We start from the raw sequence: 21,791 nt of genomic DNA, 5'->3' as shown, positions 1-21,791 counted from the left end.
AAATCTCTTTATTAAATCCAGAAACTTTTTCATGTTTATGTTTGAAATATGGACAAAGGTTACTGACATATACATGTAAAAGTGAAGATTAAAGGAGGGGGCAAGATGGCTAATCCAATCGTGTCTCGATCATTATATGAAATAGAATTTTGGGCGAGAATAATGAAAGAGCATGCTTTCTTTTTAAGCTTAGGTTTCACCTATGATCAGAAACAATTGATTGAAGAAGCAAATCAATTTATTACGACTTTTGAAAGGATTGAGGAAAGATTAAGCCGTTTTACAATTAACTCCGAAATACGACTCATCCGTTCTTTTAATAATGAAGTTTACCAGGCTGCAGTTGCAATTTGGGCCTTTAAGCGAAAAGTGCTAGGTTTAACCTTACGCTGTGAAATCAGATCTAATAATTATCCGCTATTAATTGATCATATTAGCAGAGAAGCAGCCTATTTTGCCAATCGCTTACAGGAACTTAACCAAGGGATACTTACACCAAAAGCAGACGATATTATTAAAGAGAATGTTTTCTTTCTTAAAATTATGGCGGATCATGCAAAATTCATAGGACACCTTCTAGATCCATCTGAAAGAAAACTGGTAGAACAAGCAAGAGAGTTTAGCCATGATTTTGATCAGCTACTATTTCAGGCCATGGATCTGGAACATATGAGACCACACTCTGAAACGCCACCGATACTGACTCAATTCTTAGATCAAAATCGCGTATCGGTTACCTCTTTGAGAGACTTTAAGAAAACAGCACGTGAGTTGATCGAGGCTTGTAAAATTAAAAGTAACATTCATCCGCTCTTAGCTGACCATACATTTAGAGAAGCAGAGAGGTTTTTAGAAATTATTGATTTATATGAAGCAAGCTTGGAGAGTGTAAATTATTAAATATTGTAGCAACAAAGAAAACTCGCCAATATACTTCGGCGAGTTTTAATTGTTAAGAGTATAACGGTAATCCATTCTTTGGGCTCATTAATCAATTCGTTTTTCACTCATAAGCTCGCTAACAGTACCTAATTTGTACCCTTTTCCTTTAATTTCCTTAATCATGGTTTCCATCCCTTCAGCAACTGGCTGTGTAGGATGCATCAGGATCATTGCGCCATTTTCTACTTTTGACACAACGCGATTAACCATTTCAGAGGCCGGAGGTTTTTTCCAATCCACCGTATCAACTGTCCATAAAATCGTTTTCATCTCTAATTGCTCGGCAACTTGAACTGTTGTCTCATTAAAACTGCCACTTGGTGGGGCAAACCATTTTGGCTTTACATTAAGTGTGTCTTCAATTACCTGGTTTGTTTTAACTAATTCCACTTTTGTTTCTTCCAAAGAGCGTTGTTGGAGATCCGGGTGACTATAGGCATGATTTCCAATTTCATGACCAGCAGCTTGAATTTGCTTAGCTACATCAGGGTTCTTTTTCACCCAACTGCCATCAAAGAAAAATGTGGCTTTTGTTTCATGTTGTTCTAGCACTTCAAGAATTCCAGGGATATATTCATTTCCCCAGGCCACATTAATTAAGAAAGCAACTATCGGCTTTTCAGGGTTACCTCTATAAATGGGTTGGTTATCCAGATCCTCTAAATGGATTTTAGGAGAAATTTCCTTATAAACAATCTTCTTTTCATCAAACTTTCCCTTAGACTTCATTTTCTTATAACTGGCTTCAATATCTACTGTACGTCCATTATAGCCAGGTATCGCTTTCCAAACTGAATCAATTCTGGCATCAATCGGTTCCCGATTATTTTCTTCACTGTATCTTTCAATGGCTCTAAATAACTCATTCTTTGTCATTTTGGCCGAGCCTACCATTGGAGTTGCAGCAAATAAACCAAACGTCAACAAGATACTCGAAAAAAGTAATAGGTATTTAAAATAGCTTTTTTTCATTTTTTCTCCTTAGGAAATAACAATTAATTTGTATGTTAATTTTAAGTTTCCCCACTCATTAAAGAATTATGTTTTTGAAAAGAAAGTTTACTTTAGCAAAACAAAGAAAAAGAAACAATTTTATTCAATATATTTCGAACTAGCTTAAATTTGAATCGTCGCTTAAGAACCCCTTTGCAATCGTTCGAGTAAGTTTTCCATTTGCATGGTCGTTATAAGAATGGGTTGCTCCCGTTCATTGGTGGGTCTATTTAATCGTCGTATTTAAAAGTGATGTGATGCATTTTACTTGAAGAAGATTACTCTTGGTTTCAACCGTTAGTTTTGAAAAGTGGGGAATTGGCAATATAGCTCTAGAATTGATAAAGAAGCCGCGGAAACAGTAACTGAACTGTAAATATTTTTGCGTTAATCTAATGGGGAATTAACGCTTTTTTAATTTCCTCCCATTCCAGGTAGTGTTAAAATGAGTAGAAATAAAGGTGGTTAATTATGGATTTACATGATTTTATGATGAAAAACTACAATGGCTTATCTTTAACTCCTGATCTATACGATAAATGGGATAACGCGATACATATCGATTTAGGAAATGATATCTATCAATTTGATAATCATCAAAAGTTGAATATGGAGAGGTTTCATACAGTGTATCAACAAGTATCGGAAATTACTTCTTTCCTCTTCAAGACGACAGATGATGTTGTAGTGGTGGTTAATTCCTATCCATATTCAACAAAAAAGGGGGTCTATCCCAATTTTTTTAGACGTTTCTTTAAAAATCAACAATCCAAGTATTCACTGCGTTTACATGAATTTTACTGGAAGTTTGAAGGAGAGTTTCTTACTGTTCAACAAATGTCGCTTTTGTGTAAAGTTTCGGATCTAAGAGTGAAAAATCTTTATCAAGCATTAATCCATGAGGATTTCCATTCGTTAAAACCACGATTAAGAAGTAGGGATAGCCAATTTGCTCCAGATGTTTTTATTGTTAATTTAAACAATAAAAGTATTTTCCATCTATATGATGATAGAGGCTGCGAAATTTTAAATGCAGATATTAAAGTGCATAAGAAATTATTAGAGATTTTTAAGGGATTGGAAATACAAGCTAAACCTACCCCTAATTCTTAGTTAAAGCGAGTCTCAGTATGGCATTAAGGAAAAGAAATTTAGATAATGCATATCAAATCTATCAAATAAAGGATGATTTTTTGAAGTGGTTGAGATTTATAATAGCTTGTCTTAGTTTGTTGGTTATTTTAGTCGGGTGTCGAGAAAATGATGCAGAAAACGGTTACAAAACCAAGGAAAAAGCCATTCAGTATGGTCTTCTTCAAGAAGACGTTAATGAAACAGCAGTCCTTTCAATTGGAGAATATGAAGGGGAGACCTTTGTGTTTTTCGAGAAGGATGGAGCGCTAGGTGTTGCAAGCCTTACAAAAATTAGAAATGGATATAGCTGGTTTAGGAGGAGCCTTATATCAGCTTTGAGGCACGAGGCATTCCTTATACAACTGCAAGTTTTGACTATAAAACTAAGTCTGACATAGAAGTGTCAATCCTTGTAGGGAAGGTCTATGATAACTCGATCCATACAATGAAATTAGTGGGAGATGGAGCAAGGAGAGAATTAGAATTGCATGATGGTTCCAATCTTTTTTATGCAATACATAAAAGGCCTTACGCATCGATCGAGGTATTACCTATAGATTAAATAACCACTTCCACAATGAGAGGGAGGTTTAAGTCTTTGCTTTTTTTCTAGATAAAGGTAATAGTATGACTATAGCGATAAGACAAAGAGTGAAAATGAATGATAAGCTAACACTTAATGGATTATCAGGTTCCCCAAACAATTTGTAAAGCAAGTGATCAAAACGTAACCCCAACCAATTATCAATAATCGGAATGATGAAAAGTCCGGTTAATATTCCTAAAACTGCATGTTTAGCATTTTTCATTTAAGTCATCTCCGTTCTTTGAAATCGCTCTTACCTAATTTCTATTATGCATTATTTTGAATAGTAAGAAAATGACATCGTTATTAATAAATAAGAATAATTTATTGAAGTAATTTTTGACTCCAGAAAGCTAGAGGATGAGACAAATTGGTAAACACTACACCTAAATATGAATTTGAAATAATAGTACAAGAGGATCTAAACGCTGAATCACCTTACCGTGTATACGTTGAGTATTTTGGTGACTCAGATTTCTATGAAAAGCTGATTGAAATCGCACGTAGAGATCGTGTTTTATTTACTGGTCGCCCCGCTCCCATTACTATGAAGTGGTTGTTTAAAACAAATTATTTATACTACTTGGAGCAAAAAACAAATAAGAAAATAAATCCAAAATACCTTTCCTGGAATTTAGAAGACATCCTGAGAAAAAAAGATGATTTATTACTCTTTAAAGACAAGGCAGTGGTCATCGAGTTCCGAAAAGCGCTTTTCACATTCTTAAATGAATTCGCCCAACAAATCAAACAAGGGAAGCTCTAAGTCTATTATTTGATTTTTGGAGCTAGGTGGAACGCCGAATTTAAAGTATATTTGAAACAGTATCATTAAGGTTTATCTTTAAGACCTAGTTTCCATCAACTACGGGATAAGAGTTTGGCACATTTACTAAAGACCTTTTTAGATAGAAAAGTAAAAAACATATTAATAGGCTTATAGAGGGGGAGAAGCACATGGTAAATTATGATGTTATAGTAGTTGGTGCTGGTTCCATGGGAATGGCGGCAGGATACTATTTATCGTTAACAGGGAAAAAGGTACTACTATTAGATTCGCATAACCCTCCACATGATAAGGGAAGTCATCATGGGGAAACAAGAATCATCCGACATGCTTATGGGGAAGGGGAAGAGTATGTACCTTTAGCACTTAAGGCACAAGAGTTATGGCATGAGTTGGAGAAGGAAACAGGAAGTCGATTTTTTTTGAATACAGGGGTTTTAAATGTAGGAAAAGAAACCTCTAGTTCTATTAAAAATATAATTTCCAGCTCTAAGCGCTTTTCTATTCCAATAGAAATAATGAGTGCAGATGAAATTGAGGATCGTTGGCCAGGTATTACAGTGCCAAGTGACTTCATCGGTTGTTATGAACCAACATCCGGTGTACTTCGGTGCGAAGAGTGTATTGAAGCATATCGTGAATTAGCCAAATTAAACGGAGCCACTATATTGACAAACAGTAGAGTTACATCCATTACTGCTAAAGCGGGGAGTGTCGAGGTATCAACAGATTCTGATTCTTTTACTGCCCACTCTTTAATATTGACTGCTGGTGCATGGTCAAATCAATTGCTATCTATGCTTGACTTGGAGTTGCCTCTAAATCCGGTAAGAAAGACCTTTGCGTGGTTTGATGTGGATGAGGAGATTTATGGAGAGAATTTTTTCCCTGCTTTCGCGTTTGATACACCTAATGGCCTCTACTATGGATTTCCCAGCATTCAAAAGGCTGGCTTGAAAGTTGGTAGACACGATGGAGGAGCCACGATAAATCCCGATAAAGCTATGACAAGATTTGGTGAAGAACTAGGAGATCAGGAAGACTTGACACAGTTCTTAACAAGTTTTATGCCTACTACCGAGAATTTAATGTATGGAAAAACATGTACATACACACTAACGCCTGATGAGGATTTTATTGTAGATCTACATCCGAAATATCCAAACATAGCCATAGCTGCAGGATTTTCAGGACATGGTTTTAAATTTAGCAGTGTAATAGGAAAGATTTTAAGCGAGTTAATAATAAACAGACGTACAAATGAAAATATTGACCATTTTGCTATTGAGCGATTTAAATAGGCATGAAGAGAGACCTTCTATTTGAGGGTTTCTTTTTTTATATAAAAAGCAAATAGCCGTTTAAACATGGAGTTACACCTTGTTTGTTAACATTGACGATGGGCGCAAATCGTAAATCAGGGTCTGCATTTATTTTAGGCAAACTTTCAGTAATTTTTATGTTGTAAAAAATATCCTCCAATCCAACAATTAACTAATTTTAATAATTGTTTACAATTCCTATGAATCTAGTATAGAATGTATTTATTGAATTTTTAAAATTAAAAGAAAATAAGGGTGGTCTAAGTATGACGGAAATTAAAAATGATTATTTAGTAATTGGCGATTTGAATGCCCCAGTAAAAATTGAAGTGTTCTTGAATTATGCATGTCCATATTGTGCAACATTTTATGAATTAGTTGATAATACGCTTCCAAAGTATTTTGCGGAAAAGAAAGTAGCTTTAATCGTAAAGCATTACGATAAACCACGTGAAATGTTATTACCTGGAACATTAATCAATGCAAACTTAGATTACTCTAATCCTGAAAGAACATTGGAAATCATCAGCGAATTATTTAAAAATCAAGCAACGTGGGATAAATATTCGAGTTTTGAAATAAAGAAATACATTGAAGAGAAATATGACTTGAAAGAAGAATTTTCAAATATCGATCGCAGTTTACTGATTACAGCTGAGGCAATTGAGCGTAATGTAAAAATGGTGCCGACTGTATTTATCAATGAATTGGAATTCCAATATCCACGTGAGATTTTTGCGGACGAATTAGTTGAGGTTATAGAAAAAGAACTAGACAAGGTAGGAGTTTAAATGAAGAGTATAAAGAAATTATCATTTTTATTTTTTATAAGCACATTGATTTTATTGTTAGGTGCTTGTAGTGAAGAAGGTGAGGCTGTTTCAAAGTCAGAAGCAACTAATGCCGATGGTGCAAAAAAAGAAGTACTAGTTGTGGGTTCATCAGGGATATATCCTCCATTTATTTCCGTGGATGAAGACGGAAAAGCTCAAGGCTATGACGTAGATGTATTAGAAAAGGTTGGCGAAGCATTGGGTTATGAAATACAATGGGAGTTTGCCGAGTTTTCAGGAATCTTTGGGATGCTCGATGCAGGGAAAATTGATACTGTTTCCAATTTAATTGCGATGACAGAAGAACGCCGTGCGAAATATGATTTTTCAACTCCTTATGCTTATTCTGGTGCTACTCTAGTTGTACATGAAGATAATAATAGCATTAACAGCATTGAAGACTTAAAAGGGAAGAAAGTTGGTGTTTTATTAGGTAATAACTTGCATCAATTTTTGGAGAAATGGAATGAAGAAAATGGAAACGAAATAATCATCACTCCTTATCAAGATGTAAGTGGAACATATAATGAAGTAGCATCAGGTCGATTGGATGCTTTTATTGATGTAAAAATTACCGCTGCATCCCGTATTAGAGATGAAGGTCTACCATTAAAAATTTACGGTGAAGATTACTTAATCAATTTTGATTACGGCTTCCCATTTGTACGTTCTGAAGAAAATAAAGAGTTCTTAGAAGCGTTTAGTGCAGAAATTCAAAAGTTGCAGGACGATGGCACATTAAAAGAGCTTTCAGACAAATGGAGTGCAATTGACGTTACAATTCCACATAATCAATAATAAATGATAGGCTGTCCAGAGTATTCTCTGAACAGCCTTCTGATTTCTAAAAATTTTTAAACGATTGTTTTGGGTTAGTTCGAGAGAAAAGAGGGGTTTTGTGAATTTTGATCTTGGTTATATGATTGAGATTTTTCCTAGAATCATAGAGTATTTACCGATTGTTTTGTACATGGGTACACTTTCTTTTATATTGGCGGTCGTTATTGGTCTGGTCTTTGCAGTAATCATTAATTTTAAAGTTCCTGTTCTTTATCAAATTTTACTTATTATTATTTCTTATTTCCGTGGGGTTCCTACGTTAATTCAGATTTTTATTTTTTACTTTGGATTGCCGCAATTATTTCCAAGCCTTAGCTCTTTAGAAGCGATTACAGCGGTTATCTTTGCGCTAAGTGTAAAAAATGCAGCATATTTATCGGAAGTCTTTCGTTCAGCATTTTTGGCGGTGGATAAAGGACAATTTGAAGCATGTGATGCCGTGAACATGACAAAGTGGCAGGGGCTGCGCACGGTTATTTTACCACAGGTTTTACGTGTAGCGATTCCGTCATCCGGCAACTATTACATTATGATGATCAAAGAAACTTCATTAGCCTTTACGATTGGTGTTGTAGACATGCTTGCACGAGCAAAACTTGAATCGGCCGTTACTTATAAATTCCTGGAAGCATATTTAACAGTTGGATTAATCTATTGGGCAATAACGGTGATATTATCATTCTTGCAGTCAAAACTTGAAAATTATGTAGAGCGTCCATATCGAAAGGAGGCAACGAAATGATCAAAATTCAAAATCTGCATAAAAGCTACGGGAATACTGCTATCCTAAAAGGAATTGATGTAGAGATAAAAGAGGGAGAGGTACTGGCTATTATCGGTCCTTCCGGCTCAGGTAAATCGACTTTTTTACGCTGCTTGAATTTTTTGGAAAAGGCGGAAAAGGGCATTATTCAAATTGATGGTGAAGAAGTGAATTTAGAGAATTTTCATAAGTCGCAAGCAGTTAAATTGCGGGGAAAAACAGGGATGGTATTCCAGAACTACAATTTATTCAAAAATAAAACAGCCTTACATAATGTGTCCGAGCCATTGCGTTTAACTAAGAAAATTTCCAAGAAACAGGCTGAACTAATAGCGTCCGATATGCTTGCGGAAGTTGGATTGAAGGGAAAAGAATTTAATTATCCCGTTGCACTTTCGGGGGGCCAGCAGCAACGAGTTGGTATAGCGCGAGCACTTGCGCTAAATCCATATGTAATCTTGTTCGATGAGCCAACTTCTTCACTTGATCCGGAGCTTGTAGAGGAAGTATTAAATGTCATGAAGGCGGTTATTAAGCAGGGTCGTACCATGATTGTGGTGACGCATGAAATGGAATTTGCAAAAGATGTAGCAGACCGTGTGATTTTTATGGCAGATGGACACATTGTTGAAGAAGGAACGCCAAAAGAGCTATTTGAAAATCCACAAAATGAGCGAACAAAACGTTTTTTAAAAAATTATTTATCACTCCATAATTTCGGAGGAGTTGGGATTTAAATTATATAGGTAGGTTAGCATCCTCGAAATAAAGGCTATTGAAAAATCAATTTCAATAGCCTTTTTTATGTGTATGTCCTCTAAATAATTCAAATTAATAAAAAGCAGCAAACGCGCTGTTATTGTTCACTGCTTGGAAATTCGCTTTTCGATAAAATATAATTAAGGCTATTCATCCAGTTATTTTTGAGCATTTCAGCTGCCTCTGTTAATTTACCTTCCTTTATCCCTTCAATGATCATATTATGTTCATTTTAAGATTTTTGTTTTGGAATTAAATTGTGGAAATACAATGATTTAATTCTTAAAATCTTGTCCTTTAACTTTTCTAGAATTTTCTCTAGCTCCTTACTATTTGACATACGTACAATAAGTGAATGAAATTTTATATCATGTTCAAGACTTCTTTTTGAATCTCCTTCTTCAATGGACTTTTTATATTGATTATTAACTTCCTCGAGCTCTTTGTTTGATCTGGATTTATTAACGTTTCTTTAAGAGCAAGTGTCTCGAGTGCAATCACAATTTTATTTTTTTCTAAAGGGGATTAAAATGACATTAAACGGGAGCAAGATTAGCAGGGAATCCATGCGTAATAAAGCATATGGAATTATTAAAAATGCGATTATATCAGGTGAATTAGAACCAGAAATGAAGAAGAACACTTAAGAAAATAACAAGTAGGGAATGGAGTGCAATACTATTTGCAGGGGTATTTTTATCTGCTCATTTTGGGCTTTGGTTTGAATCATTAAATCATACTTCTGTTGCCAGCTCTACACTAATTCTGGCTTTGCAGCCTGCAATCGCATTAATTGGCGGCCTTATTTTCTTTAAAGAAAAAATACAACTGCGAACACTTCTCGCCTTAGGTATTGCCTTTATCGGAGTTGCAATAGTTGGAGGAGGTAACCTGGGTCTGGGAAGAGATGTTTTATATGTAATATCTTATCTTTACTATCCGTTTTTTCCGTTGTCTTTTATTTATTGATTGGGCAAAGAAACGTTAAGTCAATTAATCACTGGTTTTATAGTTTCTTAGTATTCTTTTTGGCAGGCACAACAATGATGATTTAATATTTTTAGCAGTATACCTCTTACAGGTTACTCCTCTCAAGATTGGATGGTTTTTGTATTACTCGCGATCTTCCCGACTGGCGCACACATTATATACAACATGTTGTTAAATTACGTTAATACCACTACTGTATCCATGTGTACATTAGGAGAGCCGGTTGGCGCTTCATTATTAGCAATTGTTCTAGGAGAAATGCTTACAACTATAGAGATTATTGGCGGCTCCTTAATTATTATAGGTATCTACCTCTTTTTGAGAATGCAAAGCGTATCTAATGAAGTACTCTCTAAGGAAGCTGGCTAAAAGGTCTGGAAGTAGTTATTGGGGGCTTTAATAGGTCAGGTGCTGATTCAAAAGCTGGAGGACCTGATTATTTAATATTGCACAAGCAGGCAAAATCAATTTCTGAAGTGTTTTAATTATCTACATATATAATAGAAGAAACTCATGTCATTAAAACGGTTTTTTTTTATTTCGATATATGTGAACGGTAGCAGGGGAGAACGTTAGAAGATTAAGAGTTTATTGGTAGTAAGCCAAATGGATTATGAAATCCCAAGGGAAAAAAGGTTGAAGTTTACACTTCAACCTTTTTTATCTTGATAATTATTCTTCATCCATGAATGGATAAGCAATATCGGTAGTTGGCGCAAAGTTTTCCTTGATGACACGTGGAGTTGTCCAACGAATCATATTAAATACAGAACCTGCTTTATCGTTTGTCCCAGAACCACGGGAACCACCAAATGGTTGTTGGTTAATCATGGCACCCGTTGGCTTGTCATTGATATAGAAGTTTCCAGCTGCACCAGATAAACGATTTTCCAAGTGAAGAATTGCTTGGCGATCCTGTGCAAAAATAGCACCTGTTAATGCGTACATAGACGCTGTATCAACTGCTTCCAATGTTTCTTCCAATTGATCGTTTTCATAAACATAGATTGTCAACACTGGCCCAAAGATTTCTTCCACCATCGTTTTGAAGTTTGGATTCGTTGTGACAATGATTGTTGGTTGAATGAAATATCCAACAGAATCATCATAAGTACCACCAGCAAGTATTTCTGCTTCTTCAGAAGCTGCCGCATAGTCGATATAGCTTGTAATTGAATCAAATGCAGGTTTATCGATTACTGCTCCCATGAAATTACGGAAGTCGCGTACATCCCCAACTTTAAGCTTGGCCGTTTCTTCAACTAAACCTTGCTTTACTTCTTCCCATAGACTAGCTGGGATGTAAGCACGTGAAGCTGCTGAACATTTTTGGCCTTGGTATTCAAATGCGCCACGAACAAGGTTGGCTACTACTTTGTCAACTTGTGCCGTTTCGTGGGCAAATACGAAGTCTTTCCCGCCTGTTTCCCCAACTAGACGAGGATATGATTTATAGTTTGCAATGTTCTCGCCTACTGTTTTCCAGATTGTCTGGAATGTTGCTGTAGAACCGGTGAAGTGGAATCCGGACATACGAGAATCTGTTAATACAACTTCAGATACTTGTGATCCACGGGAAGGGACGAAGTTGATGACACCTTTTGGCAACCCGGCTTCTTCCAAAATACGCATGAAGTAGTAGTTTGCAAGAAGAGAAGTTGTTGCAGGTTTCCAGACAACCACGTTGCCCATCATCGCTGGAGCTGATGGCAGGTTCCCGCCGATTGCAGTGAAGTTGAATGGAGAAATCGCTAATACAAAACCATCCAACGGACGATAATCCAGACGATTCCAAACATTCTTCATACTGTCGGGCTGAATTTGGTAGACCTGGTTTGCATAGTCTACACCAAAGCGCAAGAAATCTGCTAATTCCTGTGCAGCATCAATCTCAGTCTGGATCGCTGTTTTGGATTGTCCCAGCATCGTCGCAGCATTCATGACATCACGGTATGGACCAGAGATTAAATCAGCAGCTTTTAAGAAAATCGCAGCACGGTGTTCCCATGGCATATTTGCCCATGATTCTTTCGCAGCCATCGCCGCTTCGACAGCATCACGCAATTCTTTCTCGCCTGCTTCCGAGTAGTTTGCCAGAACGTGCTGGTGATCATGTGGCATAACTACTTGCTTGACTGTATCGGTTTTAATATTTTGACCGTTGATAATAACAGGGATATCGACTACGATTTCGGATTGGCGTTTTAACTCCGCTTTTAAAGTTTCTCTTTCCTTTGTACCCGGAGCATAAGTGTTGCCAGGCTCATTCGTAGGTGTTGGGATCTTGAAAATTCCGTTGCTCATACTTCAACTTTCCTTCCTATGGTAAAATGTCATTCTCTCATTAGTCTAAAAAATAATCTAACGTAATTAATAAAAATAGGTATCTTAAGAATTTTTTATAATCTTTTATTCTTAATCCTCCACTTAATAAGTGCCAAATTATTATGCACCATTAGTTTGTTGTATATTAAACATGATGCAATATATTTTGGCACTTTGCAATAGTAAAAATTAAATTTTTAAAATATTTCATCTAGCCGTGGTAATGGTAAACTTACTAATAAGAGATTGGTATAGGGGGAAGGGTATGCATAACGAGACTTTACTTGATATATATAGATTTATTGTTGAAAAAGGGGATAATGGAATCTGCGTTGTTGATAGTACAGGGAAACTCATCATTCAAAATAAAAAAATGCGTGAACTGCAAGGTATCAGTGACGAAGAATTTGAGAAGAGAAGAGCTCTTGAAATTGTTGGATTTAATATGGAGAAGGGCGGATTATTAAGAGTTCTGCAAGATCAGCAACCTATTTTGAATGTGAAAACGACTTTCTGGAATCAAAAAGGACAAGAAGTAACCTTAATCAGTAATATGTATCCGTTATATAGTCAAGATGAATTAGTGGGTGCAGTAGAGTTTGCTCGAGACATTACACAACAAGAGAATATGATGTATCAGCCACTTAGAAGATACAATGAACCTCTGACATTTGAAATTATCACTGCTGTATCAGCGGTCATGAAAAAAGTCATTGAAAAGGCAAAGATTGTTGCCTATAGCAGAATGCCTGTCGTCCTGGTTGGTGAATCCGGAACGGGGATCGATATGATTGCAGAAGGTATTCATCATGAACTGAGAGAGAAAAATGATATGTTTGTTACACTCATTTGTACACGCGACGAAAAATCTGTTCAAAGTCAGCTGGAAAAGTATATTGTCGAAAAACAAAAGGTAACTTTTTTTGCGGAACGAATTGAATATTTATCAATGGGGGTCCAAGAGAAGATTGTTGAATTATTGGAAAAACATACCGAACATAATCATGTATTAATAGCAAGTGTGGGTGAAGATCCTTTCGACCTAATACAAAAAGGACAACTATCAAAGGAACTTTATCGTCTCTTCTCGGATATCTCTATTTATGTTCCTGCACTACGTAATCGGAAAGAAGATATAATGCCATTTGTTGAAGATTATTTTAATCGCCATAGGGAAAGTTATGGATCAGTTATTAAAGGATTGACGGAAGATGTGAAAGAAATATTTTTAAATTACAATTGGCCAGGCAATTTAAAAGAGTTAGAAGTACTCTTGGACGATATTAGTTCGTTAATAACCAATGAAACATTGGTTGAAGTACATATGTTGCCGGCCCATTTCAAATGGAAAATACAAAATATTGAATCTCCAAAGAATCGAGACATTACAAAGAGTGATATATTTGTGGTCATGAATAAAAATGACTTAAGGCCATTGGATATTTATATGAATGAGGTTGAGGATTACTATATTTCTAGGGCATTGGATCTTTTTGATGGCAATGTATCCAAGACTGCGTCTGCACTCGGAATTCGTCGACAAAGTTTGCAATACAGAATTAAAAAATATACAGAATCAAAAACCTCTCCTGATGAACGATTGGAATAGAACTAAACTAACAATTCTAATTTTATTTCTCGTTCAATTCAAGAATTAAAAAGTCGATTTCTCGCACTGACTTTGTGAGGAATCGACTTTTTCATTGTCTTTATATGGGGCAATACTCTATATTATTTAACTTTATCTTTTTTAGATAGACGACCTAAGACAAAGCTTGCAGCTGCAAGTCCAATAACTGTATTTGTCTTTTTATTGAATACTTGTTTCGTTACAAGGGAAAGGTTTTGTGGACGTTCTGCAAGTCTTCTCATAAAATAGCCGTACCAGTCTTTGCCAAATGGTAAATATGTACAGAAATTATAGCCCTCTTTTGCTAAATCATATTGCATATCTTTGCGGAAACCATACAGCATTTGGAATTCAAATTTATCGTTCGGAATATTATTTCTCTTAACAAAGTCTTTCACATGGTTAATGACATTATGGTCATGGGTAGCGATTGAAGTGAATTTACCATTCAGTAGGTGGTATTCGATTAGTTTAATAAAGTTCTTATCGATATCCGACTTTGATTGGTAGGCTACATCTTCAGGTTCTTTATAAGCTCCTTTTACAATACGTAATCTAAAATCTTTGTATCTTTCAATATTTTCCTCCGATTCGAAGAAGTATGCTTGGATAACCGTCCCAATGTTATCGTATTCTTTATTCAGCTCGTTTAGTAACTCGAATGATTTATCCAAACGACCATAGTCTTCCATATCAAAATTCACAAAAATATTATATTGATTAGCAAGAGATACAATATCTCTTAAATTTTCTTTACAGAAATCGTAATCAATATCTAAGCCAAGTTGAGACGGTTTTAGTGAGATGTGTGCATCTAGCTTCTCATCATGGATAGCTTGAATTACCTCTAGAATTTTATTTTTTGCTTCAATAGCCTCGGATTTCTCATAAACAAATTCACCTAGATTATCGACTGTGCAGGAAATTTTATGTTTATTCAGTTCTTTAATGGATTCAACTGTTTCTGCAATGCTTACCCCGGCAACTACACTTTGTGCACCGAGTCTAAGGCCGTATTTTTGGGCTGCAGAATTTAAAAAGCGATTTTCAGAAAGATAAATAAAAAAGTCTTTTAATGTCATAGATGTATTCCTCCATTAGCTAGAAATTGTATACGACGGCGATTATATCACTTAACAAAATAATAAAACCACAATTTTTTTTGGATAAAAATTTTTCTAGAACAAAAAATACAGAAAACTGCTTGATATTTCTGAGTTTTTAGGGAATGAAAAAATTTTTTCTTTTGAGTATTCAGAAAAAAAGTCTTTTAAAATGTCGAAATTTATTTTATGTTGTATTTTATAGATTCCGAAATTCCTATATTTTATGATCAGGGGTTTAATGTCGGTTGAATTTACAACAAGGAGTGAGAGATATGACAGATTATTCGTATCAGCTTTTGGCCATAGTCATTTATATGCTTGCCATGATCCTAATTGGTTGGTTTGCTTATAAAAGAACGACAAACTTGAATGACTACATGTTAGGTGGTCGTGATTTAGGACCAGCAGTCACAGCTTTAAGTGCTGGAGCGGCGGATATGTCCGGCTGGCTACTAATGGGATTACCGGGCGCAATTTACGCAGCAGGTATGGTAGAAGCCTGGATTGCGATTGGTTTAACAGTGGGTGCTTGGTTGAACTGGCTATTAGTCGCGCCACGATTGCGTGTATACACTCAAGTTTCAAAGAACTCCATTACCATTCCCAGTTTCCTGGATAACCGTCTTCGCGACAATACGAAATTAATTCGCATTGTATCCGGGATTGTAATTTTAGTATTCTTTACATTCTATGTATCTTCAGGGATGGTTTCAGGGGGGAAATTCTTTGAAAGTTCATTCGGGTTTGATTATCATACAGGGTTATTAGTTGTATCAATTGTTACTGTTGGCTATACACTATTTGGTGGATTCCTGGCAGTTAGTTATACAGATACTTTGCAAGGTTTAATTATGTTCTTGGCCCTGGTGTTAGTACCGGTAATTGGTATATTCTTCACAGGTGGTCTTGGAGAAACAATTGATTCCATCCAAGCGGTGAATCCCGAACAGTTTAGTTTATTTGCTTCTACTGCAACGGCAGCTGGAGTCATTTCGTCTATCGCATGGGGGCTTGGCTACTTCGGTCAACCACATATTATTGTTCGTTTTATGGCCATTAAATCAGTGCAGGAAACAAAACAAGCTCGTCGTATCGGTATTGGCTGGATGATCTTAAGTTTAGCCGGTGCAATCGGTACATCATTAGTTGGATTGGCTTACTTCCAACAAAATGGCCAAGTACTAGAAGATCCGGAGACAGTATTTATTGTAATGGGACAAATTCTATTCCATCCTTTTATTGCCGGGATTATGTTAGCGGCGATTTTAGCAGCAGTAATGAGTACTATTTCTTCTCAATTAATCGTTACATCGTCTGCCTTAATTGAAGATATGTATAAAGCGCTATTTAAGAAAGATGCTTCTGACAAACATTACGTAATGGCAGGCCGTGCCGCTGTTCTAGTTGTAGCTGTAGTAGCTGCTTTTCTAGGGTGGAATCCGAATAGTTCCATCTTGGACTTGGTAGGTTTTGCATGGGCTGGATTTGGTGCGGCATTTGGACCAACGATTTTACTTACATTGTACTGGAGGAAGTTAACTAATGTTGGTGCTTTAGCCGGGATGATTGTTGGTGCAGTTGTTGCTTTCATTTGGGGACAAAGTGAAGCGTTATCTGGCATGATATATGAAATCGTTCCAGGATTCTTGATTAACTTAATTCTTGCAGTGGTTGTAAGTTTCCTTACATATAAATCAAATGCAGAAATTGATAAAGAGTTTGATGAAACATTGGAACTTTTAAAGTCAGACAAAGAATGAGATATTAATAAATCATTCAAAAATAAAATTAGGAATTAAAGAGTAAATAGTAGAAAGCGTGTTTTGAAAAAGTTGATCAAAACACGCTTTTATAGATTTAAATTACTATTTATAAAAAACGGATATGTGTATTTGAAAAGTATCCGTTATTGATATAGATTTCTCTTCTAATTATAGTAAATTAACTTAAACAAAGATCCTGCAGACCAACATGTTCAATAAATGATTTTAAAATTGCAGAGTCGTTGTCTTTTCTCCAGACTATTGAAGAAGTACAGGAAGTGTTGTTTTCATTTAGTGTTAGATAAGTCACTTTTTTATTAATATAATTCTTTATGGATGCTGGCAAGACTGCATTTCCTACTCCAGATGCGACTAACGATACAATGGTTTGGAGTTCATTCGCTTGTTGAGATTTAATGGGGCTAAATCCAACTTCATAAAATAGACTGATGATTGCGTCGTAATAACCGTGACCTACATCACGGTCAGTAAAGATAAATGGCTCATTTTTAAAATTAAGTAAACTTACAGGCTCCTTTAAGTTAGCCAATGGATGGTTACTGGGAATCGCTATAATAAATGGTTCGCACCGTAAAGTCTTTATCTTCAATGAATTCGATTCAATAGGAGGCACTAACATTCCAATATCGATTTCCTTGTTTTCCAGGGCTTCCACCTGTCTTGCAGAAGACATCTGCGTTAAAATGATATTGATTTTCGGGTTTGCTTGTTGGTAGGTTTGAATCAGTTTTGGTAATAAATCATATGTAACAGAGCCTGTAAAACCAATGGATAGTTTCCCGAATTTTCCTCTATCAATTTGTCTCGTCTCTTCATAAATTAGTTCCAGCTTTTGGACAATATCCTTTGCCTTCTCTAAGAAGTATTTTCCTGCTTCAGTTAATTCTACAACTCGTTTATTTCGATTGAATAAAGTTACATTCAATTCTTTTTCCAATATTTTAATCTGCTGGCTTAAAGGAGGTTGAGAAATTTTCAGTCGGTCTGCAGCTTTTGTAAAATTCAATTCTTCTGCAACCGCTATAAAATATAGCATTCTACGAAATTCTATCATGGGGATTCTCCTCACTTATATGTAAAACGTCTTAATACTATTCAATATATATATTATACATAGAGTGAAAATTGCTGTAAATTTAATTTACGGATTATTTTAAATAATCACTAAATTAAAATTAGAGGGGGTTTAACATGAACACGATATTGTTGATTACAATTATTGGCTACATATTATTAATGATTGTAGCTGGAACAATGATAGGGAAAAATAAAATAAATAATACGGAAGACTATATGTTAGCTGGTCGTTCATTACCGAATATAGTACTAGTGGGTACTTTATTGGCGACTTTTGTCGGTTCGGGAACGGTAATTGGCGGTGCTAGCTTCATTTATCAACAAGGGCCATTAGCTGGTATCATCTACTTTGCCGGTGTGCCAATAGGAATTGTTATTTTATATTTTATTGCAGGAAAAACTTGGTTGATTTCCAAATATACAATTCCGCAAATTTTAGAAATAAAATACGGAAAACTGACAAGAACAATTTCCTCCATATTTATTATTCTTGCTTATATTGGGATTGCATCTTACCAATTCACTGGTGGGGGATACATATTAAATTTAACAACAGGTATCTCTGTTCAAGCTGGAACGATAATAACAGCTTTTATTGTAATATTTCTTGCAACAATTGGCGGTATGTTCTCGGTTGCCTATACAGACTTTATCAGTTCCTTACTTATTCTGGCAGGGTTTCTTCTAGGATTCTTCTATTTAGTTACGAACGTTGTAAGTTTTGACACAATTATTGCCTCTTTACCGGAATCACATTTTACTTGGACTGGGAATTTAACGGTTCCTCAAATAATCGGATACTTTCTACCACTATTCCTATTAGTTTTGGCCGATCAAAACATGTATCAACGATTAGCGTCAGCTAAAGATGCAAACACTGCAAGACGCTCAACAATAGGATTCTTCTTTTCATCTATTGCTGTATTTGGCCTCGTAATTTTATTAACAATCGGTTCTTTTGCACTATTTAGTGACATCAAACCGGATACAGCGATTTTACAACTTGCTTATAATGGTGGTTTACCGGTTATTGTCGGTGCGCTAATTTTAACAGCGTCGGTTTCATTTCTCATTACAACAGGTAATTCTTTCTTATTATCAGCGGCTGGAAACATTACGTATGATATTGTGCAGAGAGTGAAGCCAGATATTTCAGATAAGAGTTTACTAAAAATCAATCGCTATTCTGTATTCGCTCTAGGTGGAATCGCTTATATACTTGGAGCGTTCTTCCCAGATGTGCTATCAATCCAAATGTATTCTTACACAATGTATGGTGCAGCATTGACTCCTGCAATATTAGCTAGTTTCCTTTGGAAGCGGGCAAATGGACCTGGTGCTTTAGCTTCGATTGTGATTGGCGGTCTAGCAACGCTGGTTTGGGAATTAGTTTTACAAAAACCATATGGATGGAATAGTGTTCTAATTGCATTACCATTATCCATTATTGCACTGATTGTAGTAAGCTTGCTAACTCCAAAATACACAGCCCAAATTGAAGAGGACCAATACGGTAAGGATAAGGAGGAGAAAGAAAATGTCGAATTTAAGAGTGAATATGCTTCGGGAGTTTATGAAGGAAAATAATCTTCAAGCAGCGGTGGTGATGAGCCCTGACTATCAATTTTATTTAACTGGTTTTCGTGCATTGATCTATTCAAGACCCATTATTCTCTTTATAACATTTGAACAATGTAGCCTAATTGTACCGGGCCTTGAAGAGGTTCATGCTAGAGAACATGCTGTAGTGGATCGAATTCTTCCATATTACGAGCATCCCGAGAAAGCAAACATCGCGAAAACATATTTAGAAGTTTTGGAAAACGAGTTAAAAGTACAAGAGGGTAGTGCTGTTGGAGTTGATATGAATTATACTCCTGGGAAAATAATCAATGAAATTCAAAGTGTTAAGACAACGGTCATCGATTTAAGTGTACAAATTGAAAAAATGAGATCAATCAAAGATGAAAAAGAAATTACTGCAATGATCGAGGCTGGAAAACTAGTAAATTTAGGTGTAAGTGAAACACTTAAACATTGCAAGGTTGGTGCAACTGAATTAGAAATAGATGCCATTGGAAATCAAATTATTTATCAAACAGCATCCGAGAATTACCCAAATGCAACGTTAGATTTACTCGTCATGACACCATCAGGGCCTGAACGAAGTATTTTGCCGCATGTATACTCCAATACACGAAAGATACAACATGGAGATGTAATCATTCATACAAGGCAAGTTTCATTAAATGGATATCGTGCCGAATTAGAACGCACAGTCATTATCGGGAAGTCTACTAAACAGCAAGAACATGCATTTTTAGCGATGCAGAAAGCCCAACAAGCTGCATTGGATTTTATTAGACCTGGTGTGAAAGCATCAGAAGTTGATGCAGTGGCTAGAGGAATTCTAAGAGAGGAAGGCTATGCAGAATTTGCCATACATCGGACAGGCCATGCCATTGGCGTTTCGCTTCATGAACCGCCATATCTTTCTTACGATAATGACCTTGTTTTGGAAGAGGGGATGGCGTACACCATTGAACCAGGGATTTATATTCCAGGATTGGGCGGATTTAGACACTCTGACACAGTTATCCTAAAAGAAGGTGGAAATCTACTAATTACTGATTATCCTAGAGACTTAAAGGATTTAATTTTTTAATGAAAATTAACCCCAATCCAATGTAGACAGAGCATTTTGCCTTTGTCTACACTCTTTTTTTAGTAAAGGATTCCTTTATAGAGTAAATGCATTAGTCTTTTTCATTAGAAACCCTCTTCATTAATCGCTTTAATTTCTTTTCTGTGCCCGTTTCCTCAACAGGTGTATAAATACTGCACCGTAAATCCAGATCACCTTGAACTTGAAGAGAAGTTAAATTAAACAGCATTTTTCCTGCTTTGGCATGTCGGAACTCAATAACCATTTCTGGCGCCTTACTCACCTGACTTTCTTGCCATAAATCCTCAAATTCTGAATGTGAATGACTAAGCTCTTCGATAAATTGGCTGTACCATTCATCTCCTAAATAGTGTCCATAATACGTACGGAAGATAGCAAGAAATCCTTTAGCAAAATGTTCCCAATTAACGGCCAAAGCTTTGAATTCTTTTCTGGTAAATACTAAACGAATCAGATTTCTTTCATCATTCGGAATGTTCCATATCACCATTTTTTTCAGTCTACTCTTTTACTTTTTTAGAAATCCCACCTACTTAATAGCCTTGGTAGAAACGGTAGTTGTTTAAGATGTAACAATAATTACTTCAACCTCATTTAATACATTATTATTACTTAAAAGGGGAGAGAGTATTGATTATTTCTTTAGCGCTAGCTAAAGCGTTATTAAATGAAGCGGAAAAACAAGCAATGTCCATGGGAATAAAAGAAGATATTGCATTAGTTGATGAGGGAGGAAATCTAATCGCATTTCACCGTATGGATAATGCGAAAATTGCAGGGATCGATATAGCTATCAATAAGGCTTGGACTAGTGTTGCTTTACAAATACCTACAGAAAATCTAGTTAAGGCAGCTCAACCTGGTAGTCCGTCATTTGGGATCAATACTACGAATCAAGGTAGAATAGTTATTCTAGGAGGCGGCATACCACTTATTTACCAGAATAAAGTCATCGGAGGCATTGGTGTCAGCGGAGCAACAAGTGCACAAGACATCGAAGTAGCAAACGCAGCGGTTCAAGCATTTCAAAACATGACATATACCTGGAATAATAAATAATTGAAAAAGAAATTATTTGAGGAACTTGCAAAGCTAAGTTAAGATGCAAAAAAACGCTATACGAGCGGGGAATTAATAAACCTAAAAGGATACTAATCGTTTTCACTAATATAAGCTACAGCTTCAAATTAGGAAATTTGTTGTTTTGTTATTTGATATATATCATTTGAGTGAA

The 21,791-nt window shown here is 35.8% G+C and carries 21 protein-coding genes and 3 pseudogenes; 17 read left to right on the top strand and 7 right to left on the bottom strand.

Going from position 1 to position 21,791, the window contains the following annotated elements:
- Positions 1–105 precede the first annotated feature (105 nt).
- Positions 106–900 (top strand): DUF2935 domain-containing protein, encoded by a 795-nt coding sequence (locus QYB95_RS04725; protein WP_301137028.1) that lies wholly within the window; start codon positions 106–108, stop codon positions 898–900.
- An 87-nt stretch (positions 901–987) separates the two neighbouring features.
- Here QYB95_RS04725 and QYB95_RS04720 read toward each other — a convergent pair whose 3' ends face one another.
- On the bottom strand, positions 988–1,914 hold the full coding sequence (locus QYB95_RS04720; protein ID WP_301137027.1) for a polysaccharide deacetylase family protein: 927 nt from the start codon (positions 1,912–1,914) through the stop codon (positions 988–990).
- 492 nt (positions 1,915–2,406) lie between these two features.
- On the opposite strand from QYB95_RS04720, the gene QYB95_RS04715 reads away from it, so the two are divergent.
- Together QYB95_RS04715 and QYB95_RS04710 are read left to right on the top strand one after the other, a co-directional pair.
- Positions 2,407–3,048: a DUF3885 domain-containing protein gene (locus tag QYB95_RS04715; RefSeq protein ID WP_301137026.1), complete on the top strand. Its 642-nt coding sequence runs from the start codon at positions 2,407–2,409 to the stop codon at positions 3,046–3,048.
- Between the two features lie 80 nt (positions 3,049–3,128).
- Entirely contained in the window at positions 3,129–3,467 is a 339-nt protein-coding gene (locus tag QYB95_RS04710; protein WP_301137025.1) for a hypothetical protein, read from the top strand.
- Positions 3,468–3,659: 192 nt separating this feature from the next.
- Here the strand turns inward: QYB95_RS04710 and QYB95_RS04705 are convergent, their stop codons facing one another.
- Entirely contained in the window at positions 3,660–3,878 is a 219-nt protein-coding gene (locus QYB95_RS04705) for a hypothetical protein (protein ID WP_301137023.1), read from the bottom strand.
- A gap of 147 nt (positions 3,879–4,025) precedes the next feature.
- On the opposite strand from QYB95_RS04705, the gene QYB95_RS04700 reads away from it, so the two are divergent.
- The 6 genes from QYB95_RS04700 to QYB95_RS04675 all read left to right on the top strand — a co-directional run bounded on the left by QYB95_RS04700 (position 4,026) and on the right by QYB95_RS04675 (position 8,937).
- The gene (locus tag QYB95_RS04700) at positions 4,026–4,421 is read left to right on the top strand and encodes a hypothetical protein (RefSeq protein ID WP_301137021.1); all 396 of its coding nucleotides are present in this window, start codon (positions 4,026–4,028) and stop codon (positions 4,419–4,421) included.
- Positions 4,422–4,612: 191 nt separating this feature from the next.
- Complete coding sequence (gene solA / locus QYB95_RS04695; protein ID WP_301137020.1) at positions 4,613–5,743, top strand: N-methyl-L-tryptophan oxidase; 1,131 nt, start codon at positions 4,613–4,615, stop codon at positions 5,741–5,743.
- 287 nt (positions 5,744–6,030) lie between these two features.
- Positions 6,031–6,555: a thioredoxin domain-containing protein gene (locus QYB95_RS04690; RefSeq protein ID WP_301137017.1), complete on the top strand. Its 525-nt coding sequence runs from the start codon at positions 6,031–6,033 to the stop codon at positions 6,553–6,555.
- The gene (locus QYB95_RS04685; protein WP_301137016.1) at positions 6,556–7,395 is read left to right on the top strand and encodes a transporter substrate-binding domain-containing protein; all 840 of its coding nucleotides are present in this window, start codon (positions 6,556–6,558) and stop codon (positions 7,393–7,395) included. It abuts the gene before it with no gap.
- A 100-nt stretch (positions 7,396–7,495) separates the two neighbouring features.
- Entirely contained in the window at positions 7,496–8,179 is a 684-nt protein-coding gene (locus QYB95_RS04680; protein WP_301137015.1) for an amino acid ABC transporter permease, read from the top strand.
- Positions 8,176–8,937 carry an amino acid ABC transporter ATP-binding protein gene (locus tag QYB95_RS04675; protein ID WP_301137013.1) on the top strand — a complete coding sequence of 254 codons (762 nt, stop codon included), beginning with the start codon at positions 8,176–8,178 and terminating at the stop codon, positions 8,935–8,937. The genes QYB95_RS04680 and QYB95_RS04675 overlap by 4 nt, the downstream gene beginning before the upstream one ends.
- 254 nt (positions 8,938–9,191) lie before the next feature.
- On the opposite strand, the pseudogene QYB95_RS19300 reads toward QYB95_RS04675, so the two are convergent.
- A pseudogene (locus QYB95_RS19300) lies at positions 9,192–9,392 on the bottom strand (FCD domain-containing protein); the annotation flags it as partial.
- 218 nt (positions 9,393–9,610) lie between these two features.
- On the opposite strand from QYB95_RS19300, the gene QYB95_RS19295 reads away from it, so the two are divergent.
- The 3 genes and pseudogenes from QYB95_RS19295 to QYB95_RS04665 all read left to right on the top strand — a co-directional run.
- A complete protein-coding gene (locus QYB95_RS19295; RefSeq protein ID WP_425609176.1) occupies positions 9,611–9,928 on the top strand; it encodes an EamA family transporter in 318 nt (105 codons plus the stop codon).
- An 87-nt stretch (positions 9,929–10,015) separates the two neighbouring features.
- Entirely contained in the window at positions 10,016–10,318 is a 303-nt protein-coding gene (locus QYB95_RS04670) for an EamA family transporter (RefSeq protein WP_345783704.1), read from the top strand.
- A 20-nt stretch (positions 10,319–10,338) separates the two neighbouring features.
- Positions 10,339–10,434: pseudogene (locus QYB95_RS04665) on the top strand (hypothetical protein); the annotation flags it as partial.
- 187 nt (positions 10,435–10,621) lie between these two features.
- Here the strand turns inward: QYB95_RS04665 and pruA are convergent.
- On the bottom strand, positions 10,622–12,253 hold the full coding sequence (gene pruA / locus QYB95_RS04660) for an L-glutamate gamma-semialdehyde dehydrogenase (protein ID WP_301137011.1): 1,632 nt from the start codon (positions 12,251–12,253) through the stop codon (positions 10,622–10,624).
- Positions 12,254–12,539: 286 nt separating this feature from the next.
- On the opposite strand from pruA, the gene QYB95_RS04655 reads away from it, so the two are divergent.
- Complete coding sequence (locus tag QYB95_RS04655) at positions 12,540–13,883, top strand: AAA-type ATPase lid domain-containing protein (protein ID WP_301137010.1); 1,344 nt, start codon at positions 12,540–12,542, stop codon at positions 13,881–13,883.
- Positions 13,884–14,005: 122 nt separating this feature from the next.
- Here the strand turns inward: QYB95_RS04655 and QYB95_RS04650 are convergent, their stop codons facing one another.
- On the bottom strand, positions 14,006–14,986 hold the full coding sequence (locus QYB95_RS04650; RefSeq protein ID WP_301137009.1) for a proline dehydrogenase family protein: 981 nt from the start codon (positions 14,984–14,986) through the stop codon (positions 14,006–14,008).
- Between the two features lie 296 nt (positions 14,987–15,282).
- Between QYB95_RS04650 and putP the strand changes: the two genes are divergently transcribed.
- Positions 15,283–16,770 (top strand): sodium/proline symporter PutP, encoded by a 1,488-nt coding sequence (gene putP, locus QYB95_RS04645; RefSeq protein WP_301137008.1) that lies wholly within the window; start codon positions 15,283–15,285, stop codon positions 16,768–16,770.
- Between the two features lie 181 nt (positions 16,771–16,951).
- Here the strand turns inward: putP and QYB95_RS04640 are convergent, their stop codons facing one another.
- Positions 16,952–17,848: a LysR family transcriptional regulator gene (locus QYB95_RS04640; RefSeq protein ID WP_301137007.1), complete on the bottom strand. Its 897-nt coding sequence runs from the start codon at positions 17,846–17,848 to the stop codon at positions 16,952–16,954.
- Between the two features lie 137 nt (positions 17,849–17,985).
- Here QYB95_RS04640 and QYB95_RS04635 point away from each other — a divergent pair, with 137 nt between their 5' ends.
- The gene (locus QYB95_RS04635) at positions 17,986–19,458 is read left to right on the top strand and encodes a sodium:solute symporter family protein (protein ID WP_301137005.1); all 1,473 of its coding nucleotides are present in this window, start codon (positions 17,986–17,988) and stop codon (positions 19,456–19,458) included.
- Positions 19,409–20,536, top strand: coding sequence for a M24 family metallopeptidase (locus QYB95_RS04630; protein WP_301137004.1), 1,128 nt, complete (start codon positions 19,409–19,411; stop codon positions 20,534–20,536). Before QYB95_RS04635 ends, QYB95_RS04630 begins: the two co-directional genes overlap by 50 nt.
- A 91-nt stretch (positions 20,537–20,627) precedes the next feature.
- Here the strand turns inward: QYB95_RS04630 and QYB95_RS04625 are convergent.
- Positions 20,628–21,032: pseudogene (locus QYB95_RS04625) on the bottom strand (MmyB family transcriptional regulator); the annotation flags it as partial.
- Between the two features lie 155 nt (positions 21,033–21,187).
- Here QYB95_RS04625 and QYB95_RS04620 point away from each other — a divergent pair.
- Positions 21,188–21,616 (top strand): GlcG/HbpS family heme-binding protein, encoded by a 429-nt coding sequence (locus QYB95_RS04620; protein ID WP_301137002.1) that lies wholly within the window; start codon positions 21,188–21,190, stop codon positions 21,614–21,616.
- Positions 21,617–21,791 lie beyond the last annotated feature (175 nt).

Source organism: Ureibacillus aquaedulcis (genome assembly GCF_030418165.1).
GTDB lineage: Bacteria > Bacillota > Bacilli > Bacillales_A > Planococcaceae > Ureibacillus > Ureibacillus aquaedulcis.
This window is presented reverse-complemented; position numbering and strand designations above follow the sequence as displayed.

Bases quoted from the DNA above. Each gene is read 5' to 3' on its own strand.
- QYB95_RS04715 (WP_301137026.1), top strand. From the start codon at position 2,407: ATGGATTTACATGATTTTATGATGAAAAACTACAATGGCTTATCTTTA.
- QYB95_RS04725 (WP_301137028.1), top strand. From the start codon at position 106: ATGGCTAATCCAATCGTGTCTCGATCATTATATGAAATAGAATTTTGG.
- QYB95_RS04690 (WP_301137017.1), top strand. From the start codon at position 6,031: ATGACGGAAATTAAAAATGATTATTTAGTAATTGGCGATTTGAATGCC.
- pruA (WP_301137011.1), bottom strand. From the start codon at position 12,253: ATGAGCAACGGAATTTTCAAGATCCCAACACCTACGAATGAGCCTGGC.
- QYB95_RS04685 (WP_301137016.1), top strand. From the start codon at position 6,556: ATGAAGAGTATAAAGAAATTATCATTTTTATTTTTTATAAGCACATTG.
- solA (WP_301137020.1), top strand. From the start codon at position 4,613: ATGGTAAATTATGATGTTATAGTAGTTGGTGCTGGTTCCATGGGAATG.
- QYB95_RS04650 (WP_301137009.1), bottom strand. From the start codon at position 14,986: ATGACATTAAAAGACTTTTTTATTTATCTTTCTGAAAATCGCTTTTTA.
- QYB95_RS04705 (WP_301137023.1), bottom strand. From the start codon at position 3,878: ATGAAAAATGCTAAACATGCAGTTTTAGGAATATTAACCGGACTTTTC.
- QYB95_RS04675 (WP_301137013.1), top strand. From the start codon at position 8,176: ATGATCAAAATTCAAAATCTGCATAAAAGCTACGGGAATACTGCTATC.
- QYB95_RS04640 (WP_301137007.1), bottom strand. From the start codon at position 17,848: ATGATAGAATTTCGTAGAATGCTATATTTTATAGCGGTTGCAGAAGAA.
- QYB95_RS04635 (WP_301137005.1), top strand. From the start codon at position 17,986: ATGAACACGATATTGTTGATTACAATTATTGGCTACATATTATTAATG.
- QYB95_RS04720 (WP_301137027.1), bottom strand. From the start codon at position 1,914: ATGAAAAAAAGCTATTTTAAATACCTATTACTTTTTTCGAGTATCTTG.
- QYB95_RS04655 (WP_301137010.1), top strand. From the start codon at position 12,540: ATGCATAACGAGACTTTACTTGATATATATAGATTTATTGTTGAAAAA.
- putP (WP_301137008.1), top strand. From the start codon at position 15,283: ATGACAGATTATTCGTATCAGCTTTTGGCCATAGTCATTTATATGCTT.
- QYB95_RS04630 (WP_301137004.1), top strand. From the start codon at position 19,409: ATGTCGAATTTAAGAGTGAATATGCTTCGGGAGTTTATGAAGGAAAAT.